Raw genomic sequence first — 18,115 nt, forward strand, 5'->3', positions numbered from 1 at the left:
GATCGATCTTATGAAAGCACACTCGAGCAGGTCTGCCAAGCAGTCGAGGGGCCGTGATGCCATAAAACCGCGGAGAATAGCGGGAATGTTCCGATGAGATCATTGGTAGATCGATCTGACGATGTTTGCTACCGTGAAGACGACAGGCCGATAACGAGCTGCTCGACCAACGAAGGGGCTGTAATGCCGCGGGTGACACTGCTGGACGTGAGCCGGCACGCTGGTGTCTCGCGTGCTACCGCCTCCCTGGTGGTGCGCGGCAGCCCCCGGGTGGCGCCGACCACGGCTGCTCGGGTGCGTGAGGCCATCGTCGAGCTCGGCTACGTCTATGACCGCGCGGCAGCCAATCTTCGACAGTCCAGGTCGATGACGCTCGGCCTGGTGATGACCGATCTCTCGAACCCGTTCTTCGCCGAGCTGACGATGGCGTTCGAGCATGACGTGCATGAGCAGGGGTACACGCTGTTCATCGGCTACACCCGAGACGATCTCGACCGGCAGGCTCGGACGCTGTCGGCCATGGTCGAGCGGCGGGTGGACGGCGTCTGCCTGCTGCCGGCCCTGGGTACCACCGAGGCGTCCCTGGCGCCGCTGGACTCGCAGCACGTGCCCACCGTCCTGTTCACCCGGCACCTAGGCGGTGGCCGGCCCTACGTGGGTGCCGACAACGTGTCCGCTGGGCGGATGCTTGGTGAGCACCTTCGTTCGCTTGGGGTTCGGCACCTCGCGTTCGTCGGCGGGCAGGAGACGTCCTCGCGGCGGGAGCGGGTCGAGGGTCTCCTCGCCGGCGCGGGTGACGATGTGCGCATCGACCTCCCGCCGATCTACTCTCCGTCCAGCACCGTCGGTGGGGCACAGGCCGTCAGCCAGCTGTTGGACGCCGGCATTCTCCCTGACGCTGTCGTCGCCTATAACGACGTGATCGCCATGGGGGTGAACGTCGCACTCTGGGAGCGCGGTCTGGAGCCGGGGCGCTCCATCGCGCTCGCCGGCTTCGACGACATCCGTATCGCCGCCGGACAGGTGCCTGGACTGACCACGGTGGCGACTCGTTCCGAGGAGGTCGGCCGTAGCTGCGCCGAACTGCTTCTCGGCTATCTCGGGGGCGAGCCCCCGGCACCGCGCACCGTCCTCGAAGAACCAGAGCTGCGCATCCGGGCCTCGACCGGCCTGTGGCGGCCACGAATGGAGACCTCATGAGCACATCAACGTTGCGCTGGGCGCTTCTAGGCGCCAGCGATATCGCGGCCACCCGGATGGTTCCTGCCATGCGCGCGCTCGACCATGCCCCCGCCAGCGTGGTCAGCGGGAACGAAGGCCATGCTCGTCGGTGGGCCGCCCAGCATCAGGTGGCCCGCTGTGGTACCGATCTGGCCGAAGGGCTGAGGGACGTCGACGCCGCGTACATCTCTTCGACCAACACCAAGCACTACGAGCAGGCGCTTGCTGCTATCCGGGCGGGACGGCACGTGCTCTGCGAGAAGCCGCTCGCGCTGACCGCGAGAGAGTCCGACCAGCTGGTTGCCGAGGCCGAGGCGGCGGGCGTGGTCCTCGCCGCCAACCATCACCTGCCGGGGAGCCCTCTGCACGTCAAGGCCCGTGAGCTGGTGGCGAGCGGACGTATCGGCAACCTCCTCGGCGCTCGGGTGATGCACGCCGTCGAGCTTCCGGAACGGCTCCGCACCTGGCGGTTGTCGGCCGACGAAGCACAGGGTGCGGGCGTGATCCTCGACATCACCTGCCACGACGCCTCGGTGCTCAACCCGCTGCTCGGTGGCCTGCCCGGGACGGTGAGCGCGCTGGCCGTGCGGCAGAACGAGTGGACTGAAGGCGGCGGGCAGGCGCCGGACGCGGTGATGACCGTGCTGCGTTACTCCGGCCCGGAGGGCCGTGCCCGGCTGGCGCAGACCCACGACGCGTTCACCGTCCCGCACGACACCACCAGACTCGAGGTCCTCGGCTCGGCAGGGACGATCGTCGTCCACGACGCGATGACCCAGGATGCCTCCGGGAGCATCACTCTCACCACTGCCGCAGGCACCGAAGAGGTGGCCGTGGACACTGACGCAGACCTCTACGAGATCGTGCTCACCGCGTTCGCCGGTGCTGTCACCGGCACCGGCGCACCCACCGCCACCGGGCAGGACGGTGCCAACGCGGTCCGTGTGGCCCTCGCCGTGGAGCGGGCCGCCCGCACCGGCCACGCCGTCGACCCGCGCGACGTTCCCTGAACCAGATCCGACATCCCCAGCCACGAAGACAGCCGAAGGACCAAAGCAGATGCAGAAAGTGAAGTTCCTGACGCCTCGGGAGGCGGCGGACCTGATCGCTGACGGCGACGTGATCACCATCAACTCCTCGTCCGGTCTGAATTGTCCGGACGCGACCCTGGCGGGGATCGGACAGCGGTTCGCCGAGACGACCGAGCCGCGGAACCTGACCACGGTGCACCCGATCGCTGCCGGTGACATGTACGGCATGCCCGGGATCGACCACCTGGCCGAGCCCGGTCTGCTCACTCGCGTGGTCGCCGGCTCCTACCCGTCCGGTCCCTCGTCGGCGACCCCGCCGAAGATCTGGCAGATGATCGAGGGCGAGCAGGTGCAGGCCTACAACTTCCCCTCCGGGGTGCTCTGGCAGCTGCACCGGGCCGCCGCCGCACACCAGCCCGGGATTCTCTCCGACATCGGCACCGGCACCTTCATCGACCCGCGCCAGCAGGGCGGCCGGATGAACGAGACCACACCCGAGGACTTCGTCACGGTTACCGAGGTGGCGGGGAAGGAGTGGCTCTACTACTCGGCGCTCGTCCCCGACGTGGCGATCGTGCGAGCAACGACCGCCGACGAGTACGGCAACCTCACCTTCGAGGATGAGGGCTCCTCCCTCGGCGCACTCGACCTGGCCTACGCGGCCCACAACAACGGGGGCCTGGTGATCGCCCAGGTGAAGCGGGTGGCCACCGGCGGCAGCCTGGACCCGCAGAAGGTGCGGCTGCCAGGGATCCTGGTGGACGTCGTCGTGGTGGACGAGAACCAGATGCAGGCCACCGCCACCGCCTACGACCCGACCATCTCCGGCCAGTTGCGCCGCCCGGTCAGCGACCTGGCGCCGATCGACTTCTCCCTGGAGAAGATCATCGCCCGCCGCGCCGCCACCGAGCTGCAGGACGGGGACACGATCAACCTCGGTTTCGGAGTCTCCGCCCTGGTGCCGCACGTGCTGAACGAGGAGGGGAGCGGCGCCGAGGTGTCCTGGGTGCTGGAGCAGGGTGCGGTCGGCGGCATACCGCTGCTGGACTTCGCCTTCGGCTGTTCGCAGAACCCGGACGCGATCATGCAGAGCGCGGACCAGTTCACGCTGCTCCAGGGCGGCGGCTTCGACCGTACCCTCCTGTCCTTCCTGCAGATTGACTCAGGCGGCAGCGTGAACGTGCACCATCTGCCCGGCCGGCGGCACGTGACCGCCGGGGTGGGCGGTTTCGCCGACATCACCGCGCATGCTCCGGAGATCGTGTTCGTGGGCTCGTTCACCGCCGGCCGGCGGGACATCGAGCTCACCGGCACCGGTGTGGACATCCGCACCGACGGCGCGCACACCAAGCTGGTGCAGCAGGTCACCCAGGTCACCTTCAACGGCCAGCAGGCCCTTGAGCGGGGTCAGAAGGTCAAGTACGTGACCGAGCGCTGCGTGATGGAGCTGCGCCCCGAGGGGATCACGGTCACCGAGGTCGCACCCGGTGTGGACCTGCAGCGGGACGTGCTCGACCGCAGCGACTTCGAGCTGCTCGTCGATCCAGACGTGCGCCCAATGGACGCCGGTCTGTTCGCCCGCGGCCCGATCACCCTGGACCTGTCCAGCCGCGCCTGGCACCCGCGGCTGCAGGCCGCCACCTCCGAGCCCGCCGGCACGAACTGAGGAGCACCATGAGCGCTGAGAGCCCTACCCCGGACGAGGGTCGTACCACCTGGTCCCTGGACGACTCTGGGCAGGTGGCCACCATCCTCGTGGACCGGGCGGCCAAGCTGAATGCCTTCACCCCGCAGATGCTCCTCGACCTCGAGCGCGTCGTGGCCGAGGTCGAGGCCTCCGAGGTTCGCCTCGCCGTGGTCCGCACCGGCGGTGAGAAGGTCTTCTGTGTCGGTGCTGACATCACGCTGTTCTCCCAGCTGTCCTCGGTTCAGATGTGGCGGGACTGGATCGGCGTCGGCCACCGGGTGTTCAACGCCCTGGAGGCGTTGCGGTGCCCCACGATCGCCGTGGTGGACGGCCTGGCGTTCGGTGGCGGTCTGGAGCTGGCGCTGGCCTGCGACCTTCGGATCATGGTCGACGGCGCCCGGCTCGCTCTCCCGGAGACCGGCCTGGGCACCGTTCCCGGCTGGGGCGGCGCGGGCCGCCTGCCGCGCCTGGTCGGCGCGGCCCGGGCGAAGGAGATGATCTTCGCCCGTCACCAGATCGACGCTGCCCGCGCCTTCGACTGGGGGTTGGTGAACGCTGTCGCGCCACGCGAGCAGCTGGAGGAGACCGTGCAGCGGTGGATCACCGACGTGTGCACCAGCGCCCCGGTGGCCAACGCACTCGCCAAACAGCTGATCACCGCAGCCCTCGAGGGCGCGTCGCCCCACCTGATCGAAGGACTGGCGGGCGGTCTGAGCCTGGCCACCGAGGACTTGCGCGAAGGAGTCAGCGCCTTCAAGGACAAGCGCGAACCAGAGTTCACCGGTCGTTGAGCAGCGACCGAGGAGGAGAGAGAACGATGAGCACCACAGAGCAGAGCAATGTCCACGGTCTGGAGCTGGTCGAGCGGCAGATGCTGATCGACGGGGCCCAGGTGCCGTCCCGGTCCGCAGAGACCTTCGTCCGCGAGGCGCCAGCGTATGGAGTTCCGGTCGGGCGGTTCCCCGAGGCGGACGCCGAGGATGTTGACCTCGCCGTCCGGGCCGCCCGGGCAGCATGGGCAGAATGGCGACAGACGGACGGCGCTACCCGTGCAAAGCTCTTGACTGCGGTCGCCGACCTGATCCGCCGCAACGTGGACGAAATTTCCCGGACCGAGTGCGTGGAGGCGGGCAAGCCGATCCGGCAGTCACGGGACGAGGTGCTCTCCTCCGCCGGCCTGTGGGAGTACGCGGCCAGCCTGGCCCGGCACAACTATGGCGATGCACACAACGCTCTCGGGTCGGACACCCTTGCGATGGTGGTGCGCGAACCAGCCGGCGTGGTCGGCATCATCACGCCATGGAACTTCCCTCTGCTGATCGTCAGCCAGAAGCTCCCGTTCGCGCTCGCTTCCGGGAACACCGCCGTCGTCAAGCCGAGCGAGCACACACCCTCGACCACCCTGCAGCTCGGGGCGCTCCTCGCCGAGGCGGGCCTGCCGGACGGTGTGGTCAACATCGTCACGGGCGCCGCCCGTGCCGGTGCGGCGATCACCGAACACCCGGGGATCGACATGCTCTCCTTCACCGGTTCCACCCGTGTGGGCCGGGCACTCGCCGGGAAGGCGGGCGAGCAGCTGAAGAAGGTGGAGCTCGAGCTCGGCGGGAAGAACGCCCAGGTGGTCTTCGCCGATGCGGACCTGGACGCCGCAGTGGACGCGGCCGTGTTCGGCGCCTACTTCAACGTCGGGCAGTGCTGTAACTCGGGTAGCCGGATCATCGTCGAGGCAGCGATTGCGGATGAGTTCGCCCACCGGGTCGCGAAGCGCGCCGAGCACGTCGTGGTCGGTGACCCGTTGGACGAGCGCACGGACGTCGGCGCGATCGTCAACACCGGACAGCTTGAGGTGATCGAGTCCTATGTGCGCCAGGGGCGAGAAGCCGGTGCGAACGTGCTCAGTGGCGGCAACCGTCGTGACGGTCTGTTCTTCGATCCGACGATCTTCACCGGCGTCACCGAGCAGATGACGATCGCCCAGGAGGAGATCTTCGGCCCGGTGCTGTCCATCCTGACGTTCCAAACCGCCGAAGAGGCCGTCTCGCTGGCCAACGGCACCAGTTACGGGCTGTCCGCCGGGGTGTGGAGCAGTGATGTCGACACAGCGCTGTCGGTCGCCCGCGACCTGCGCGCCGGTACGGTCTGGGTGAACCGGTGGATGGACGGCTACCCCGAGCTGCCGTTCGGCGGGTTCGCCGCATCCGGCCTGGGCCGCGAGCTCGGTCGGCAGGCGCTGGACGCGTTCAGCGAGCTGAAGACCATCCAGCTCCAGGTCGGTGCGCGCACCGGGCGCTGGGTGGACGCCCCGGATGACGTGTCGCGATGAGCAACGACGCAGGCCCGGAGCAGGTGGTGCGGGCGGACGTCGTCATCATCGGCTCCGGGATGGGCGGTTCCACCCTCGCCTGGGCATTGCGCGATGCCGGCGCCGACGTGCTCGTCCTGGAGCGAGGGCAGCGCCTTCCCGTGGAACCGGAGAACTCCGACCCCGCGCAGATGCACCTGATGAAGCGCTACCGCACCGCCGAGCAGTGGATCGACGGCCAGAGCGGACGGCTCTTCGATCCGGGGGTGTACTACTGGGTCGGCGGCAACACGAAGTTCTACGGCGCCTGCCTGCCCCGGTTCCGGGTGAGCGACTTCGAGGAGGTCGAGCACGCCGACGGCACCTCGCCCGCCTGGCCGTTCCGTTACGCCGACCTCGAGCCGCACTACGTCGAAGCCGAGCGGCTCTACCGCGTGCACGGTGACGGCAGCGAGGACCCGACCGAACCGCCCCGTTCCGGCCCGTACCCGTACCCGCGGTTGGAGCACGAGGCCAGGGTGGCCGCGTTCGCCGACTCGCTCGCCAGCTCCGGTCTGCACCCGTTCCACATGGCTGGCGGCATGGACCTGGACACCCAGGAGGCGCGCGTCGCCTCGACCGCCAGCGACGGGTGCCCGGACCAGCACGGACACAAGTCAGATGCGGAGAACCGCGCCCTGGAGCCAGCGCTGGCCACCGGCAACGTCCGGCTGATGACCGGGGTGCACGTCACCCGCCTGGAGGCACGCGGTCGGGTGGTCCGAGCGGCGTTCGCCGAGCAGGACGGCCAGTCTCTGCGCATCGAGGCGGACCGTTTCGTGCTCGCCGCCGGGGCAGTGAACACCGCTGCCCTCCTGCTCGGTTCGGTCGGCGCCGACCATCCCGGCGGGCTCGCGAACTCCTCGGGGCTGGTCGGCCGCCGATACATGGTGCACAACTCGACCTTCTTCGTGGCTGTCGACCCGCGACGCCGCAACGAGACCGCATGGCAGAAGACTCTCGGCCTGAACGACTGGTACGAGGCCGGCCCGGGTGTGCCCTATCCGCTGGGGAACCTCCAGATGCTCGGCAAGTTGCGCACGCCGATGATCAAGGCCGCCCGGCCCTGGGTGCCCGGCCCGGTGCTGGACTTCATGACCTCACGCAGCCTGGACATCTACCTCACTACTGAGGACCTGCCACGCCGCGAGAACCGAGTCCGGGTCACGCGACGAGGGATCGCGGTCGACTGGCGACCGAACAACCTCAAGCCGCACTCGGAGCTGGTACGTCGGGTGACGAAGGTCGTCCGCAGAGCGGGCTATCCGCTGGTGTTCACCCAGCGGATGGGTATCGAGACGAACTCGCACCAGTGCGGCACCGCGGTTGCGGGCCACGACCCTGCCACCAGCGTCCTGGATGCAGACTGCCGTGCTCACGACCTCGACAACCTGTGGCTTGCCGACTCGTCCTTCTTCCCGTCCTCGGCCGCACTCAACCCCGCCCTGACCATCGCGGCCAACGCTCTGCGGATCGCGCCGAGGATCGCGGGCTGACTCGCGCAGCACTGTCGTGGCGGTCAGCCACCCGCTGCGGCCGGCTGGGCGGCGAGGCGCACATCACTATGACCAAGCGGAATAGCGCACATGCACAGATGGCTGAATTAGCTTCTTGAGATGGTGCGGTGCGTCCGGCAACCTATACCCACAGGTCATAGGCGCCCGAACTGAGGAGTATGACGATGAAGCCGGACTACACGCTGCTGGGACTCCTTGCCCGGCGTCCGTCCAGCGGCTACGACCTCGGCAAGTGGCTACGCCAGGAGGGGCGCTGGTACGGCCGGGCCGCGAGCATGACTCCGGTCTACCGTGCATTGGGCACCCTGGCCGAGCTGGGCTGGGTCAGTGTGCGGGTGGATGCCCGGGAGAGCGCCCCGGACGCGAAGGTCTACCGGCTCACCGAAGAGGGCCGGGCGGCCCTGGTGGAGTGAGCGCGCACGCCCTACCAGCCGTCGGACCGGCCGATGTCCCCAGACTTCATCGTGCAGATGGAGTTCGCCGGCCAGCTCGGTCCGGAGTACGCCCTGGACATCGTCACCCGCGAGCTGGAGTTCCGCCGCGAGCAGCGCCAGCGGGAGATCGACGAGGACCAGTGGTGGCACTGGGGCACCCCGGACATCCCGGAGATCGACGAGCGCTGGCTGGACCATGTCGCCCGGATCGTGCACGACCGCGGCTGGCAGTCCACCTCGCTGTTCATCGGCTGGCTGGAGACCACGCAACGGTCGTTGCGGGCGATCGTGGCCGCCGGAGCGGGCACCCTCGAACCTGCCGGGGTGCGCGGATGAGCGCCCGCCCGGAGGAGAGCACGACCGATGCACCCGCATCGCCGCGCACCAGCCCACGGTCCCCGCGCGCTCGCCGGACCAACGTGTGGAGCCTGGTCTCGGTGGTCTCCGTGGCCGCCGGGATCGCCCTGTGGTGGCTGCTGTCCGTGCTGAACCCGGTCACGCTGCCGAGCCCGGTGGAGGTCGCGGTCAAGTACGGCGAGCTGATCGCCGACGGCACGCTGGCGGAGGACATCGGCGCAAGCCTGGGACGAGTGCTGCTCGGCTTCGCCATCGGTGCCGGCATCGCGATCCCGATCGGCTTCGTGATGGGCTGGTACCGGCCGGTGCGGGCGCTGATCGAGCCGTGGACCCAGTTCTTCCGGATGATCCCGCCGCTGGCCATCATCCCGCTGGCCATCGTGCTGATGGGTATCGGCGAGGTCCCCAAGGTGTTCGTGATCGCCCTGGCCAGCTTCCTGGTCAGCATCGTCGCCACCTTCCAGGGCGTGCTGAACATCGACCGGACGATGATCAACGCCGGCCGGGTGCTCGGCGCCAGCGACTGGATCCTCTTCCGCAGGATCGCCGTACCGGCCTCCGTCCCGTTCATCATGGTCGGTCTGCGCCAAGCACTCGGCGCCTCGTGGGCCACGCTCGTGGCCGCGGAGCTGATCGCCGCACAGGTGGGACTGGGCTACCGGATGCAGCAGGCCCAGGTCTACTACGACCTGGCCACCATCTTCGTCGGACTGATCACCATCGGGATCTTCGGGCTGATCATGGACCAGCTGCTGCTGCTGGCCGACCGCAAGCTCACCTACTGGCAGGAGCGCCGATGACCACCCGCACGCCGAAGATCCACTTCGACCAGGTCTCCGCCGTCTTCGACCTGAACGGCACACCGTTCACCGCAGTCGACGGCGTCGACCTGACCATCGCCGACAACGAGTTCGTCACCGTCGTGGGCCCGTCCGGGTGTGGCAAGTCCACGCTGATGAACATGGCCGGTGGCCTGCTGCCACCGACCGGCGGCCAGGTGCGGGTCGACGGCGAGGTGGTCACCGGCCCCGGCCCCGAACGCGGTGTCATCTTCCAGCAGTATGCGCTGTTCCCGTGGCTGACCGTGCGCCAGAACGTCGAGTTCGGTCTGCAGCTGCAGAAGATCGACAAGGCCGAGCGCCGCCGCCTGGTGGACCACCAGCTGGAGCTGACCGGTCTGACCCGGTTCGCCGACACCCTGCCGAAGAACCTCTCCGGGGGGGATGAAGCAACGCTGCGCGATCGCGCGCGCCTACGCCGTCAACCCGAAGATCCTGCTGATGGACGAACCGTTCGGTGCACTCGACGCCCTCACCCGGGTGCAGATGCAGGTCCAGCTGCTGCAGACGTGGGCACAGGAACGCCGCACGGTCATGTTCATCACCCACGATGTCGACGAGGCGGTCTACCTCGCCAACCGTGTGGTGGTGATGGCCGCGCGGCCGGGCCGGATCCACGCCGTGATCGACGTCGACCTGCCCTACCCGCGTACTGAGGACATCCGCCTCACCGACGAGTTCGCCGAGCTCAGGAACACGGTGTGGAGCGCCGTGTACCACCAGCAGCCCGACGAGCTCACCACCTGACCATCGCCCCAGCACGACCCAGCCCCATCATCTGTGAACCGCATTGGAGCAGTCATGTTCACCCGTCGAACCTTTCTCACCGGCGCCGGTCTCGGCGCCGCCGGCGCCGTCGCCCTCACCGCCTGCGGCAACGACTCCGGTGGTGGCGGTGAGGGCGGCACTGCCGTCACGGTCGGTTTCATCGCCGACGGCAACGGGGCCACCATCGTGGCCATCGCCGAGCAGGAGGACCTGTGGGCCAAGCACGGCCTCGACCCGACCATCGAGGAGTTCACCGACGGCCCGTTGCAGATCCAGGCGCTCGGCACCGGAGACATCGACTTCGGCTACATCGGACCGGGAGCGCTCTGGTTGCCGATGGAGGGACAGGCCACCGTCGTCTCCCTGAACAGCCTGGGCCGCGCCGACCGGGTGATCGCCCAGCCCGGTATCGACTCCGTGGCGGCGCTGCGCGGCAAGACCGTCGGCGTCGCCGAGGGCACCAGCAGCGACATGATCCTCTCTCTGGCCCTGGAGCACGCGGACATGACCACCGATGACATCGAGCGCGTGGCCATGGACCCTTCGACGATCATCTCGGCCTTCACCTCCGGGCAGATCGACGCGGCGGCCATCTGGTACCCGCACATCGAGACGATCCGCCAACGGGTCTCGGGCCTGGTCGAGCTGGACGTGGCCGCGGACTTCCCGGAGCTGGAGTTTCCTGCCTGCGAGGTGGCCGGACCGGACATCGCCACCGAGAAGCCGGAGGTGCTGGCGAAGTTCCAGGCGGTGGTCAAGGACGCGCTGGACTGGGCGGCGGAGAACAACGACCAGCTGCCCAGCCTGCTCGCCGACTACCTCGATGCCCCCGAGGAGAGCATCGCTGCGGAGATGGAGCACGTGCAGAACCTGTCCTCCCAGGACCTCCTCGATGCGATCGAGGACGGCACCGCCGCTGAGTGGCTCACCTCTCTGAACGAGCTCTACGTCGAGTTCGACAAGACCGACGAGATGGTCGACGTGTCCAGCTTCTTCCTCGGTGAGGAGTTCGTCAACGCATGACCGCACGGCCCAACCTGCTGTTCATCATGTCCGACGACCATGCCGCCCACGCGATCTCCGCCTACGGGTCTCGGGTGAACACCACGCCGAACCTGGACCGCATCGCCGCCGAAGGGGTGCGGATGGACGCGGTCTACTGCACGAACTCGATCTGCACCCCTTCGCGGGCGAGCATCCTCAGCGGTACCTACAGCCACGTGAACGGCTGCCCGTCGATCTTCTCCGAGTTCGACTACCGGGTGCCCACCTACGTCCAGGCCCTGCAGCGGGACGGGTACGCCACCGCACTGTTCGGCAAGTGGCACCTGGGGGAGTCCGAGGCGGCACAGCCGCGAGGGTTCGACGCCTGGCAGGTGTTCCCTGGGCAGGGCGAGTACGTGGACCCGCAGATGTACACCGCCGAGGGTTCCCGGGTGGTGCCCGGGTATGCCACGGACATCGTCACCGAGCTGAGTCTGGACTGGCTCTCCTCGGTGCCGCAGGACCAGCCGTTCTGCCTGATGGTGCACCACAAGGCACCGCACCGTCCCTGGGTGCCGCACCCCCGGCACCAGGACCTGTACCCGGCCGGCACCATCCCGGAGCCGGACACCCTGCTCGACGACCACGCCACCCGCAGCCGGGCCGTGCAGGAGGTGCGGATGACCATCGCTGACGACCTCACCAGCGACGACATCAAGGAAGAGGTCCCCGCCGAGCTCCGCGGGCCGGAGCAGACCGAGGCCCGTGCCCGGTGGAAGTACCAGCGCTACATGCGCGACTACCTGCAGACCATCCAGGCGATCGACGACGGTGTCGGGCGGTTGCTGGACCATCTCGACGAGCACGGGCTGGCGGAGAACACCGTGGTGGTCTACACCTCCGACCAGGGCTTCTTCCTCGGCGACCACGGCTGGTTCGACAAGAGGCTGATGTTCGACCAGTCGCTGCAGATGCCGATGCTGGTCCGCTGGCCCGCCGAGATCCCGGCCGGCACGCGGTGCGAGGCGGTGGTCACCAACGTCGACTTCGCTGCCACCTTCCTGGACATCTGCGGGCTGTCGCCGCAGCAGGCGCTGCCCGCTCAGCAGGGACGCAGCTTCCGGGACCTGCTCCGCGGTGCGCAGGTGCCGGACTGGCCGGAGACGATGTACTACCGGTACTGGGAGCACGACGACCCGAACCACCACGTGCCCGCGCACTACGGGGTGCGCAGCAAGCGGTACAAGTACATCCACTACTACGGTGACGGACTGGGTTCACCGGGTTCCTCCGAGCACCGCTTCCCTGAGGAGCTCGAGCTCTACGACCTGGAACGCGACCCTGAGGAGCTGTGCAACGTCGTCGACGATCCCGCCTACGCCGACGTGCTGGCGCAGATGCGCGCCGAGCTGGCCCGGCTGCAGGAACGCTACGGCGACCTGCCCTACCAGGGCCCGCACACGCCACGACCGGACTGGAGCACCGGGGTGCAGCACTTCAGCGGCACCGCCTGAGGTCGGGCCTGGGGGCGCCGGGCCAGTCGCGGCCGGGAGGTCCGGCCAGCCACGGCCCGGACCTCAGGCCAGCCGCGGCCCGGACCTCAGGCCAGCCGCGGCCGGGCCGCGCCGTAGGCGGAGACCAGCTGCACCAGCTGCAGGCACAGCAGCACCGCCAGCGGGGTGGTCCAGCTGCCGGTGACATCGTGCAGCGCACCGAGCACGAACGGTCCGAGGGCGGCGAGCAGGTAGCCGAAGGACTGCGCCATCCCGGACAGCGACGCTGCGTGCCGGTGGTTGCGGGTGCGCAGGCTGAAGGAAGCCAGGCAGAACACGATCCATGAGCCCAGCGCCATCCCGATCAGCATCGACCACAGCAACGCCCAGGCGGGTAGCAGCAGCATCCCGGCCAGCCCGGTGACGTTCAGTGGCACCAGCACTGCGACCAGCCCGCGCTGGTCCCGCTGCCAGCGCTGCAGCACCGCCGCAGTGGTCAGGTTGCCGACGATCCCACACAGCTGCAGCACGCTCAGGTGCACCCCGGCCGCGTTCGCGCTGATCCCCTGGGCCTGCTCGATCTCCGGCCACCAGGTGATCACCACGTAGTACAACGTGGACTGGGTGCCCATCGCCACGGTGATCATCCACGCGGTGGGGGAGCGCCAGGGGGACCAGCGGTGCTCGCCGCCGGTGCTGCTGGCGGCGCTGCTGGCCGTGCCGACTGGCTGCCGGAGCGCCTTGACCGAGGTGCTGCCACGCAACCGGGGACTGAACACTGCGAACGCGATCAGAGCGAGCCCGGCCCACATCCCCAGGGCCAACCGCCAGGTGGCGTCCGTCCACCCGGCCACCGGCACCGCGACCCCGGCGGCCAGTGCGGCGAACACGGACTGCACTGCGGAGTACGCACCGGTGTAGCGGCCGGCGTCGAGCGGGAAGTCCCGTTTCAGCAGGGACGGCAGCAGCACGTTCGCCAGCGCGATCGCCAGCCCGAGCAGCACTGTGCCCAGCCACAGCAGCGGCAGCCAGGGGACCGACCGCAGCACGATGCCGGCCGCGAGGATGAGCAGTGCCGCCCCGAGCGTGCGCTCCAGCCCGAACCGGGTGGCCACCTGCGGGGCGATGGGGGAGAACACGGCGAAGCAGATCAGCGGCAGGCCGACCAGGGCGGAAGCCAGCATCGAGGAGAAGCCCAGGTCCGCCTGGACGTCCCCGATCAACGGCCCCACCGCCGTCAGCGAAGCGCGCAGGTTGGCCCCGATGAGCAGGATGCCCACCAGTGCGATCCCGATGCCGAGCTGACGCTGACCAGTGGTGCGAGCCGCGGCTGTTCGGGACACGGGACCTCTCAGAGCTCAGCGCCTCCGATGCCGTGCAGGCGTGCGTGCAGCAGGCGGACCTCCTCCGCCAGCCGTTCGTCCGGCCCCGCCACCGGCACTGAGGGCGCAACAGTGGTGATCGGCAATACTTGCACGGGTGGGCCTGGGATGCCCCAGCTGTCCAGCCAGTGGCCGAGCTGGGCAGAGCTGGAGGCGTACACGATGCGCCCCAGGCCGGCCCAGGCGTGCGCTGCGGCGCACATCGGACAGTGCTCGCCGGAGGTGTAGACCGTGGAACGAGCCCGCACCTGAGGACTCATGTGGGCGATCGCCCACCGCACCAGAGCGAGCTCCGGGTGTGCGGTGGGGTCGCCTTCGGCGATCCGGTTGCGGTCGGCGCGCACGACGGCGCCACTGGCGTCCACCAGGACCGAACCGAAGGGTTCGTCACCGGCGGCCAGGGCCTCACGGGCCAGTGCCACGCAGTGCCGCAGGTGCTCGCGGTCCTGCTCGGTCAGAATCGAGTTCTCCATCCGGCAGATGGTAGACCGGTGCTGTGATGAGCGGATCGGTGTGGCGTCTGCCGGGGATGCGGGCGGTCGCCGTGATGAGTGCGGTGAGCTTCGCCGGCTTCGGTGTGCTGTTCGCCACGGTGCCGCTCTGGGCGGTGCGTGCGGGAGCGGATGCCGCTGGGGCGGGGGCGATCAACGGCATCCTCATGCTCGCCACAGTGGCCACCCAGACGCTCATCCCGTGGTCGCTGCGCCGCCTGGGCTGGGCGGTGACGCTGACCATCGGGCTGCTGGCGCTCGGGCTGCCGTCGGTGCTGTTCCTGCTCAGCGGCCAGCTGTGGTGGCTGATGCTGCTGTCTGCGGTGCGCGGGCTGGGGTTCGGGGTGCTCACCGTGTGCGGCTCGGCGGCGATCGCTGAGCTCTCCCCACCGCTGATGCGCGGCCGGGCGATCGGCGCGTACGGGCTGGCCATCTCCGCCCCGCAGATCCTGACCATGACCGGTGCTCCGTGGCTGGCCGAGCAGGCGGGGTTCGGGGTCGTCTTCGCCCTGGGCACGCTGCCGGTGCTCGGGGTGCCGTGGGCGCTGGTGCTCGGGCGTCGGTTGAACCGCCCGGCCACCGACGACGGCGGGCCGGACGAGCAGAGAGCCGCCTCCGGCGAACCGGGCAGCCGGTGGGTACTGCTCGGCGCACTGGTGCTGCCGGTGGTGATCCTGTTGCTGGCCACTGCCTCCGGGGGTGCCCTGCTCACCTTCCTGCCGCAGATGCTCGCCGATGCGGCGCTGGCGCTGCTCGGGCTCTTCGTCCTGCTCACGGTGGCCACGTTGAGCCGGTGGTGGATCGGTGGTCTGGTGGACCGGCGTGGATCGGCGGGCCTGACCTGGCCGTTGCTGGCCGCTGCTGCCGGTGGGCTGGTGCTGATCGGGACCGCGCTGCCTGGTGAGGGTGGCCGGGCTGTGGTGCAGGTGCTCGCCGGGTCGGCATCGGTGGGCATCGCCTACGGCGGTCTGCAGAGCCTGACCTTGGTGCACGCCTTCGAACGGGCCGGCCCGCGGCGCACCCGCCTGGCCAGCACAGTGTGGAACATCGGCTTCGACTCCGGCACCGGCCTCGGCTCGGCAGTGGTCGGCGCGCTCGCAACCGGCTTCTCCTACCTGGTGGCGTTGGTCGTGGTGGCCGCGGCCTGCCTGATAGCCGCACTGCTCACCGTCATCAAGGAGGCAAGAGACCGCCGACGCCTGTAATGCTTTTCTTGCAGGAGGAAGTCGATGGTGAACGTGGAGCAGCTGAGCACTGTGCTCGCTGCGGCGGCGAGCCCGCAACGGATGCTGATCGTGGCCGAGCTTGCCGCCGGTGAGGGGGCACCGCACTGAAGCTGGTGGCCCTGCAGCCCTTCTCCTACGTGCTGGACGCGGAGGCGGTCGTGTCCGCCCCACAGCGCCCCGGGCAGACGATCGTACGCATCCTCACCGAGGTCGGCTGAGCGCCTGCAGCGGCCACCGGGAGGCGGGCGCCGGGCTGGCGAGAGATGATGGCGGCATGCGTAGTGCACGTGTGTATGACGAGGTGAGCGACGACGACGGCACCCGGGTGCTGGTGGACCGGGTCTGGCCGCGCGGGATGCGCAAGGAGGATCCGCGGGTGGGCCACTGGTTGAAAGACGTGGCGCCGAGCACCGAGCTGCGCAAGTGGTACGGCCACGAGGAGGAGAAGAAGGCGGAGTTCGCCAAGCGCTACCGGGCCGAGCTGAAGGAAGAGCCGGCTGCCAGCGCACTGGCGGACCTGCGCGACCTGGCCGAGGAGGGACCGGTCACGCTGGTCACCGCCACGAAGGACCTGAAGCTCAGCCAGGTGCCGGTGCTGCTGCAGATGGTCGGCAAGTGAGCAACGTCGAGACCAAGCCGTCGGAGGTGGTCTGTGCTGCCGACGACGGCGCAGCCTCCTCAGATGCTGCCCCCACCATCCGGGTGCTCACCCCACGCGAGGTCCCGCTCGGCGGACCGCGGGCCATGTCGGTGCGGCGCCCCCTGCCGCAGCGGGCGCTGTCCCTGATCGGCGCCTGGTGCTTCCTGGACCACTACGGCCCGGACGAGGTCGCCAGCACCGGCGGCATGGACGTGCCGCCGCACCCGCACACCGGGCTGGCCACGGTGAGCTGGCTGTTCTCCGGGGAGATCACCCATGCCGACAGCGCCGGGCACCGGGCGGTGGTCCGGCCCGGAGAGCTGTCGCTGATGACGGCAGGATCCGGGATCTCTCACTCCGAACGCAGCAGCGGGCCGTCCCCCGAGCTGCACGGGGTGCAGATGTGGGTGGCGCTGCCGGAGGAGTCCCGGTTCGGTCCGCGCCGGTTCGACCACTACACCCCGCCCGTGCGCACCGGCCCGGGCTGGTCCGCGCAGGTGTTCCTGGGCACGGGGTTCGGCGACACTGCACCGGTGCCAACCGCCACCCCGATGCTCGCCGCGGAGGTCCGGCTGGAACCGGGGCGCACGCTGGACGTGGACGTCGCTGCGGACTTCGAGCACGGTGTGCTGGTGGACACCGGTGAGGTCACGGTCGACGAGCAGCCGGTGCCGGCCGACCACCTGGCCTACCGCCGGGCCGGGGAGCGCCGGTTGCAGCTGGCCGCAGGGGACCGAGCAGTCCGGTTGGTGTTGTTCGGCGGCCCGCCGCTGGGTGAGCAGATCGTCATGTGGTGGAACTTCGTGGGTCGCAGCCACGAGGAGATCGTCGCGTTCCGGACCGCCTGGCAGGAGCAGATCGGTCGCCCCGAACGGCGCGCCGACTCATCTGAGCACCTCTACGGAACAGCAGGCGAGACACAGACTGTGGCTCCGCCGTCGTTCGGGCTGCCCGAGGACGACCCGGGTGCCCCGTTGCCTGCCCCGGTGCTGCCGAACGTGCGCATCCGCCCGCGCGAGCAGCCCGGTGGACGCTGAGCGCGGGCGGGTGCGAGCGGGAAGCTACTGGCCGTAGCCCTGCTGGCCGTACCCAGGGGCCGGCGGCGGCGGGGGCGGCGGCTGCTGACCGTACCCCTGCTGGCCCTGTGGCGGCTGCGCCTGTGGCGGCTGCGGCACCTGCGCGTCGTACCCGGCGGCTGGCGGCGGCGGGGGCGTGACCGGCTGGGAGGCCGAGGGGCCCTGCTGCGAACCACCGTCGGCGAACTGCGCGGACTGCGGGGTGTGCCCCTCCTCGTCCTCACCGAGCGGCACCACGTACACCGCAGTGCCGTAGGCGCAGACCTCGGAGAACGCCTGGGCGATGTCGCCGGTGTCGAAGCGCATGCCGATCACCGCGTTCGCGCCACGTCGCTGCGCCTCGGTGGTCATCCGGTTCATGACCTCCTGACGGGACTCGTAGACGAGCTTGGTGTACTCAGTCACCTCACCGCCGCCGATGGAGCGGAAGCTGGCGACGAAGTTCTGCCCGATGTTGGCGGAACGGACCGTCAGGCCCATCACCTCGCCCATCACGGCCTCGACGCGGTAGCCAGGGATCTCGTTCGTGGTGACAACGATCATGGGTGCCATCTTTGCACCTTGGGGCAAGTGCCGGGGCGCCGGCGGCTGGGGACCTCTCCCCGTGCAAGCAGGTTCGCGGGTCAGG

At 69.4% G+C, this 18,115-nt stretch carries 18 protein-coding genes and 1 pseudogene; 16 read left to right on the forward strand and 3 right to left on the reverse strand.

Going from position 1 to position 18,115, the window contains the following annotated elements; translation table 11 throughout:
* Nucleotides 1-183 precede the first annotated feature (183 nt).
* The 13 genes and pseudogenes from K338_RS0109910 to K338_RS21775 all read left to right on the forward strand — a co-directional run bounded on the left by K338_RS0109910 (nt 184) and on the right by K338_RS21775 (nt 12,693).
* Complete coding sequence (locus K338_RS0109910) at nt 184-1,200, forward strand: LacI family DNA-binding transcriptional regulator (RefSeq protein ID WP_022918020.1); 1,017 nt, start codon at nt 184-186, stop codon at nt 1,198-1,200.
* Nucleotides 1,197-2,231: a Gfo/Idh/MocA family protein gene (locus K338_RS0109915; RefSeq protein ID WP_027286677.1), complete on the forward strand. Its 1,035-nt coding sequence runs from the start codon at nt 1,197-1,199 to the stop codon at nt 2,229-2,231. The genes K338_RS0109910 and K338_RS0109915 overlap by 4 nt, the downstream gene beginning before the upstream one ends.
* A 49-nt stretch (nt 2,232-2,280) precedes the next feature.
* Nucleotides 2,281-3,918 carry an acyl CoA:acetate/3-ketoacid CoA transferase gene (locus K338_RS0109920; RefSeq protein ID WP_022918022.1) on the forward strand — a complete coding sequence of 546 codons (1,638 nt, stop codon included), beginning with the start codon at nt 2,281-2,283 and terminating at the stop codon, nt 3,916-3,918.
* Between the two features lie 8 nt (nt 3,919-3,926).
* Entirely contained in the window at nt 3,927-4,730 is an 804-nt protein-coding gene (locus K338_RS0109925) for an enoyl-CoA hydratase/isomerase family protein (protein ID WP_022918023.1), read from the forward strand.
* Nucleotides 4,731-4,756: 26 nt separating this feature from the next.
* The gene (locus K338_RS0109930; RefSeq protein ID WP_022918024.1) at nt 4,757-6,262 is read left to right on the forward strand and encodes an aldehyde dehydrogenase family protein; all 1,506 of its coding nucleotides are present in this window, start codon (nt 4,757-4,759) and stop codon (nt 6,260-6,262) included.
* Nucleotides 6,259-7,776: an FAD-dependent oxidoreductase gene (locus tag K338_RS0109935; RefSeq protein ID WP_022918025.1), complete on the forward strand. Its 1,518-nt coding sequence runs from the start codon at nt 6,259-6,261 to the stop codon at nt 7,774-7,776. The genes K338_RS0109930 and K338_RS0109935 overlap by 4 nt, the downstream gene beginning before the upstream one ends.
* Nucleotides 7,777-7,961: 185 nt before the next feature.
* The gene (locus tag K338_RS21765) at nt 7,962-8,210 is read left to right on the forward strand and encodes a PadR family transcriptional regulator (protein WP_169579540.1); all 249 of its coding nucleotides are present in this window, start codon (nt 7,962-7,964) and stop codon (nt 8,208-8,210) included.
* 33 nt (nt 8,211-8,243) lie between these two features.
* Nucleotides 8,244-8,567: a hypothetical protein gene (locus tag K338_RS0109945; RefSeq protein ID WP_027286679.1), complete on the forward strand. Its 324-nt coding sequence runs from the start codon at nt 8,244-8,246 to the stop codon at nt 8,565-8,567.
* Complete coding sequence (locus K338_RS0109950) at nt 8,564-9,388, forward strand: ABC transporter permease (protein ID WP_022918026.1); 825 nt, start codon at nt 8,564-8,566, stop codon at nt 9,386-9,388. Before K338_RS0109945 ends, K338_RS0109950 begins: the two co-directional genes overlap by 4 nt.
* Nucleotides 9,385-9,744 (forward strand): annotated as a pseudogene (locus K338_RS26410) (ABC transporter ATP-binding protein); the annotation flags it as partial. The gene K338_RS0109950 and the pseudogene K338_RS26410, both read left to right, overlap by 4 nt.
* A 67-nt stretch (nt 9,745-9,811) precedes the next feature.
* A complete protein-coding gene (locus K338_RS26415; protein ID WP_281166613.1) occupies nt 9,812-10,174 on the forward strand; it encodes an ABC transporter ATP-binding protein in 363 nt (120 codons plus the stop codon).
* Between the two features lie 54 nt (nt 10,175-10,228).
* Nucleotides 10,229-11,218, forward strand: coding sequence for an aliphatic sulfonate ABC transporter substrate-binding protein (locus K338_RS0109960; RefSeq protein WP_022918027.1), 990 nt, complete (start codon nt 10,229-10,231; stop codon nt 11,216-11,218).
* Nucleotides 11,215-12,693, forward strand: a complete 1,479-nt coding sequence (locus tag K338_RS21775; protein ID WP_022918028.1) for a sulfatase family protein — start codon at nt 11,215-11,217, stop codon at nt 12,691-12,693. The genes K338_RS0109960 and K338_RS21775 overlap by 4 nt, the downstream gene beginning before the upstream one ends.
* An 86-nt stretch (nt 12,694-12,779) precedes the next feature.
* Here the strand turns inward: K338_RS21775 and K338_RS0109970 are convergent, their stop codons facing one another.
* Complete coding sequence (locus tag K338_RS0109970) at nt 12,780-14,015, reverse strand: CynX/NimT family MFS transporter (RefSeq protein ID WP_022918029.1); 1,236 nt, start codon at nt 14,013-14,015, stop codon at nt 12,780-12,782.
* Between the two features lie 8 nt (nt 14,016-14,023).
* A complete protein-coding gene (locus K338_RS0109975) occupies nt 14,024-14,527 on the reverse strand; it encodes a nucleoside deaminase (protein ID WP_022918030.1) in 504 nt (167 codons plus the stop codon).
* Between the two features lie 26 nt (nt 14,528-14,553).
* Here K338_RS0109975 and K338_RS21780 point away from each other — a divergent pair, with 26 nt between their 5' ends.
* From K338_RS21780 to K338_RS0110000, 3 genes are all read left to right on the forward strand, one after another.
* Nucleotides 14,554-15,750, forward strand: coding sequence for an MFS transporter (locus K338_RS21780; protein WP_040653526.1), 1,197 nt, complete (start codon nt 14,554-14,556; stop codon nt 15,748-15,750).
* 295 nt (nt 15,751-16,045) lie between these two features.
* Nucleotides 16,046-16,390 (forward strand): DUF488 domain-containing protein, encoded by a 345-nt coding sequence (locus K338_RS0109995; protein ID WP_022918034.1) that lies wholly within the window; start codon nt 16,046-16,048, stop codon nt 16,388-16,390.
* Nucleotides 16,387-17,448, forward strand: a complete 1,062-nt coding sequence (locus K338_RS0110000; RefSeq protein ID WP_022918035.1) for a pirin family protein — start codon at nt 16,387-16,389, stop codon at nt 17,446-17,448. Before K338_RS0109995 ends, K338_RS0110000 begins: the two co-directional genes overlap by 4 nt.
* A 24-nt stretch (nt 17,449-17,472) precedes the next feature.
* On the opposite strand, the gene K338_RS21785 is transcribed toward K338_RS0110000, so the two are convergent.
* Entirely contained in the window at nt 17,473-18,039 is a 567-nt protein-coding gene (locus K338_RS21785; protein WP_022918036.1) for a YbjQ family protein, read from the reverse strand.
* Nucleotides 18,040-18,115: the final 76 nt, after the last annotated feature.

Source organism: Ruania albidiflava DSM 18029, from assembly GCF_000421225.1.
GTDB classification, from domain to species: Bacteria; Actinomycetota; Actinomycetes; order Actinomycetales; family Beutenbergiaceae; genus Ruania; species Ruania albidiflava.